Here is a 4,563-nt window from a genome sequence, read left to right as displayed (position 1 = left end):
CAATCAAGCACGCAAAAATCTCGTCGGTTCTAAAGAAGCGCTGGGCTAGCTGGATCCGCCTACCCAAACCCTCATTGGCGGCCACCAATTCTGCCACCACCACCAAGTTCCAAGAGGCAGCCATGTTGACGCGGAAGGTGTCGAGAATGTTCGGGGTGATGTATGGAGTGATCACCTGCAGCAACACCTGCCAGCGCCGCCCCCCCAAGGTGTAGGTGGCCTCGATCAGCTCTTTGGGAATGAACTTCACCGCATCCATGATCATCAGCATGTTGAAGAAAACGGTGCCGATGAAAATTAACCCGATCTTGGGGGCCTCATCCAAACCCAAGTAAATAATCAACAGCGGGGTGAAGGCAGGAGCGGGCATGTAGCGAAAGATGCCGCTAATCGGCTCGATCAAGGCGCGGATGCTGGCGAAGGTGCCCATGGCAATGCCGATGGGGGTCGCCACCACTGCTGCCAACAGAAAACCGCTGCTAACCCGACTGAAGCTGGCCAAGGTATCCTTCCACAGCAGGCCGTCTCGCCACAGGCGCAGCAGGGCCGCCCATACCGAAGGGGGAGAAGGCAAAAAACGCGGCGGTACCCACCCCGAGACCGATAGGCCCCACCACAAGCCGAAAGGCACCAGCACCGATAGCGCCGTCAGCAGCAAGGCCAAGGGGCGCGGGATCTCTTCGGCAATGCGCCAAAACACCGTCGGGGGCAGACTGGGGCGGGTGGGTGGAGGCGATTCAGCCGGAGCAGTCAGCATCGTACCTTACCTCACTGGTGGCCCATGAAGGGATCCCGGATATCTCTCACCGTCTAACACCCACCGACTCGGCATAGGCGCGAACGAAGCGGTCATCGAACAATGCCTCCAGATCCTTGGGCCCCTCCGAGATGAAGCCCACTCTCACCATGAAGTCCACCATTTGTCTGGCCGCATAGGGCATGTGCTGCATTCCCTCGCCGGGGCTGAAGGCTTTTAGGTTGTCTTCTATGGTGAAGAAACGAATGCCATCTTTGAACAGTTGCAGCTCCTCTGGGGTGACACCGGCACGTCTGGCCATGATTTCGTCGGCTCGCTGCGGGTTCTCCTCCATGAACTTCAAAATATCGAACCAGCTATTCACCAAAGCCTGCACCTGATCCGGCTGCTCGTCAATCAATTTTTGGCTGACCACCAACAAATCGGGAATGGCCCCTGGGAACTCCGCCGAAGAGAACAGCTCCTTGCTTCCAGGGCGCTCCAGGGCTGTCAACCAAAAGGGCGGAAAGGCTCCCACCGCATCCACCTGACCGGCAGCAAAAGCAGCGGCGGCGGCTCCGGTTTCCAAGGGCACAATGATCACATCGTCGCGGGAAAATCCCTCCCGCTCCAGCCCCAGCGTCAGCAGAAAGTCATCCACCACGCCTTCTTCCACAGCCACCCGCTTACCCACTAGGTCGGCAATGGTGTTGATCCCTTCCCGGACGATGATCTTGTCGTTGCCTGCCGAGTTGTCGTTGACCAGCACCACCACCTGACCATTCACAGATTTCGGCGCGAAGGAGAGCGTATCGTTCAGGGTTTGGGTATTGGCATCCAGTTGTCCGGCGGCAAAGGCTTCCATCGACTCAATGTAGCCATCGAACCAGCGCAACTGCACGTTGGCCCCATTTTTCTTGAAAATGCCCTCTTCTTCTCCAATGGCCCACGGCCACCAACCTGCCCAATTGCTGTAGCCCATCTGAATGGGGGGTCGGGCCAGAGCGGGAGAGGAGCTTCCCAGCAAAAGGGTGGGCAACAACCCCAGCACCCAGGACAAAAACCGGCGGCGACGCGAGATCTGTGGAGAAGAAGTCATAAGCCTGGAAGTTCAAGTAACTGTGCAGCCAGCTTGAGAACAGCTGTTCGCTGGCCTGGATTCTATGGTCGGCTTGAGACGAGCAGCAAATAGTTAAGTTGGCTACAGAATCCCCTGACTTGTTGCTTAGGTCTGCTTTGAATCTTGGGTCTTCTTTGAGATTTATAGGATCCCTCAATACTCGAAGGTCATGGGCGGGAAGCGGGAAGGGCGGGATCTGAGCTGGGCCGGTTCAGAGGGGGGAGCGGGATCCCGGAAGGCTTTTGCCTCCTGCTGAAGGTGCTGCATGGCCTGCTCGATTTCCTGGAGTCGCGCGTGGATTTGCCCTTGCCGCTCTCGAATAAACTCTAGCTCTTGGTTGAGCCGCTGCTTTTCGACAGTGAGCTGCTGCATTTCGGCATAGAGGGCGGATTCGGTTTGGCGGCGAGGGATCGAGCGCAGCTTGGGGCGAGGTCGAGTTCGGGGCACACGGGGCAAGCTCATAAGGGGGGATCCCGGAAAACGGCTTGCGCCTATCCTAGCGTGCTCTTGGCGGCCCTTCTATTCCTAGGTAGGATCCATTCGTCCGGTGTGGAAAACAGCGATGGTGGAAACTGGAGCAGACCTGTTGCAACGCTACGGCAGCGGTGAGCGGGACTTCAGCAACAGCCAACTGGCCGGAGCTGATCTGGCCGGGGCCGACTTGGCCGGGATCGACTTGGGGGGATCCATTCTCCGCCAGGCAAAGCTGGCCTCTGCCAACCTGGAGCGGGCCTACCTGAGCGGCGCCGACCTCAGCCAAGCGGATCTGCAGGGATCCAACCTGCGGCTGGCCAACCTAGAGAAAGCCAAGCTGCAGGGATCCCGATTGCAAGGAGCCAACTTGCGTGGGGCCAACCTGGCCGAAGCGGACTTGAGCGAAGCCGATCTCAGCCAAGCGGACCTGGCAGGGGCCAATCTCACCGGGGCCAACTTGAGAGGAGCCCTTCTTGCCCAGTGCAAACTCAAGCTGGCCAACCTGCGAGGGGCTTGCTACGACGCCACCACTCAGATGGAAGCGGGTGTTACACCGGTGGAGCTGGGCATGGTTCAAGCCTAGAGGGGGAAATGGGGCTAGTCCTCCGGCTCCAAGTCCAGGATCTCCTGAATTTCGGCATCGGTATAGCCCACCGCCCGCAACTTCTCCGATACCGTCTGAATCTCCCCTGGAGACAAATCCTGCTGCCGTACCCGATCCCAGAGATTGGCCACAATCTGCAGCAGCAAACCGCTGCTCTCCGCCTCAAACAGCTCAAAAGCTGTGGCTAGCTCAATGGCCTGCAACACCTCCTCGGCACTGCCAATCGGCTGATCGAGGGATCGTTCCTCCAGCTCCACCAGCAACTGGCGCAGTTGGTTCAGGCCATCCCCAAGAGCAGACATACAGCAGGCTCCACAACGGCACTCGAACCCTCACCCTAGCAGACCCCTATCATTCCGCAAAAGGAATCCCGCCAATTCTGCGGCAGCTACAGCTATTCTGATTAAGAGAGCGATTCAACTGCAATCGAGGCGATTGTCGAGTCAGCATAGACAATCAACAACACCCAAACAACACCGAGAGGAGATGCATGAGTATGGCCCCAGTGAACGTCCTGCCCAATACCCCCCAGCCTTTAGCCGATGAGGGTGGCACCACCTTGGACTATGGCAGCGCGGTTTACCGGCAGGCCTACTCTCGCATCAACGGCATTGTGATCGAAGGGGAACAAGAAGCCCACGACAACTACCTCAAGCTGGCCGAGATGTTGCCGGAAGGGGCAGAGGAGCTGCACAAGCTGGCCAAGATGGAATTGCGGCACATGAAAGGCTTTCAATCCTGCGGCAAAAACCTGCAGGTAGAGCCGGATAGGGAGTTTGCCCGCACTTTCTTCGCCCCTTTGCGCAACAATTTCCAAAAAGCGGCAGCAGCCGGAGACCTAGTTACCTGCTTGGTCATTCAGTCGCTGATCATCGAATGCTTTGCCATTGCTGCCTACAACATTTACATCCCCGTCGCCGATGAGTTTGCCCGCAAGATCACCGAGGGGGTGGTCAAGGATGAATATCTGCACCTCAATTTTGGAGAGCGCTGGCTAGGGGAGCATTTTGGCGAGGTCAAAGGGCAGATCGAAGCGGCCAACGCCCAGAACCTGCCCTTGGTCTGGCAGATGCTGCAGCAGGTGGACCAGGATGTAGAAGCCATCTATATGGATCGCGAGGCCATCGTCGAGGATTTTATGATTGCCTATGGAGAGGCGCTGGCCAACATCGGCTTCAGCACCCGCGAGGTGATGCGCCTCTCAGCCCAGGGTTTGCGGGCAGCATGACCCACCTCAGCATTCATCCTCTGCCGGCGGACTGCAGTTCTAGGCTGGCTACAGGCGGGTATGGACATGTTTTGATGGGATCCATCAGTTATCCAAGCGGGTAAACCTTTATGTTCGGCCTGATTGGGCACTTGACCAGCCTGGCCCATGCGAAGCGGGTGGCAGACAAGCTGGGTTATTCCGAATATGCGGAGAGCGACCTGGAGTTCTGGTGCATGGCTCCCCCTCAGGTGGTGGACGAGATCATGGTAACCAGCATCACCGGCCAAAAGATTTATGGGCAGTACGTCGAATCCTGTTTCTTGCCGGAGATGTTGGCGGGGGGACGGGTGAAGGCCGCCTGTCGGAAAGTGTTGAATGCGATGGCTCTGGCCCAGCGGCGCGGCTTGAACATTACTGCT

Annotated in this window: 6 protein-coding genes and 1 pseudogene; 3 read left to right on the top strand and 4 right to left on the bottom strand. The window is 57.9% G+C overall.

Annotated elements, in window-relative coordinates:
- The 3 genes from NW837_RS09140 to NW837_RS09130 form a co-directional block, all read right to left on the bottom strand.
- On the bottom strand, positions 1-757 hold a 757-nt coding region (locus NW837_RS09140), incomplete at its 3' end, for an ABC transporter permease (protein WP_414330866.1).
- A gap of 46 nt (positions 758-803) precedes the next feature.
- Positions 804-1,835, bottom strand: coding sequence for an ABC transporter substrate-binding protein (locus NW837_RS09135; protein WP_414330863.1), 1,032 nt, complete (start codon positions 1,833-1,835; stop codon positions 804-806).
- A gap of 174 nt (positions 1,836-2,009) precedes the next feature.
- Entirely contained in the window at positions 2,010-2,318 is a 309-nt protein-coding gene (locus tag NW837_RS09130) for a gas vesicle protein GvpV (RefSeq protein WP_414330861.1), read from the bottom strand.
- Positions 2,319-2,418: 100 nt separating this feature from the next.
- On the opposite strand from NW837_RS09130, the gene NW837_RS09125 reads away from it, so the two are divergent.
- Positions 2,419-2,913: a pentapeptide repeat-containing protein gene (locus NW837_RS09125; protein ID WP_041436747.1), complete on the top strand. Its 495-nt coding sequence runs from the start codon at positions 2,419-2,421 to the stop codon at positions 2,911-2,913.
- Positions 2,914-2,927: 14 nt separating this feature from the next.
- Here the strand turns inward: NW837_RS09125 and NW837_RS09120 are convergent, their stop codons facing one another.
- On the bottom strand, positions 2,928-3,236 hold the full coding sequence (locus NW837_RS09120) for a hypothetical protein (protein WP_414330858.1): 309 nt from the start codon (positions 3,234-3,236) through the stop codon (positions 2,928-2,930).
- Positions 3,237-3,430: 194 nt separating this feature from the next.
- Between NW837_RS09120 and NW837_RS09115 the strand changes: the two genes are divergently transcribed.
- On the top strand, positions 3,431-4,162 hold the full coding sequence (locus NW837_RS09115; protein ID WP_041436745.1) for an aldehyde oxygenase (deformylating): 732 nt from the start codon (positions 3,431-3,433) through the stop codon (positions 4,160-4,162).
- Positions 4,163-4,272: 110 nt separating this feature from the next.
- Positions 4,273-4,563 (top strand): annotated as a pseudogene (locus tag NW837_RS09110) (long-chain acyl-[acyl-carrier-protein] reductase); the annotation flags it as partial.

It is taken from the genome of Synechococcus sp. R6-10, assembly GCF_047461815.1.
In the GTDB taxonomy this organism is placed as follows: domain Bacteria; phylum Cyanobacteriota; class Cyanobacteriia; order Thermostichales; family Thermostichaceae; genus Thermostichus.
Note: the sequence above shows the minus strand (reverse complement) of the source record. Positions and strands in the feature narration are given on the sequence as shown.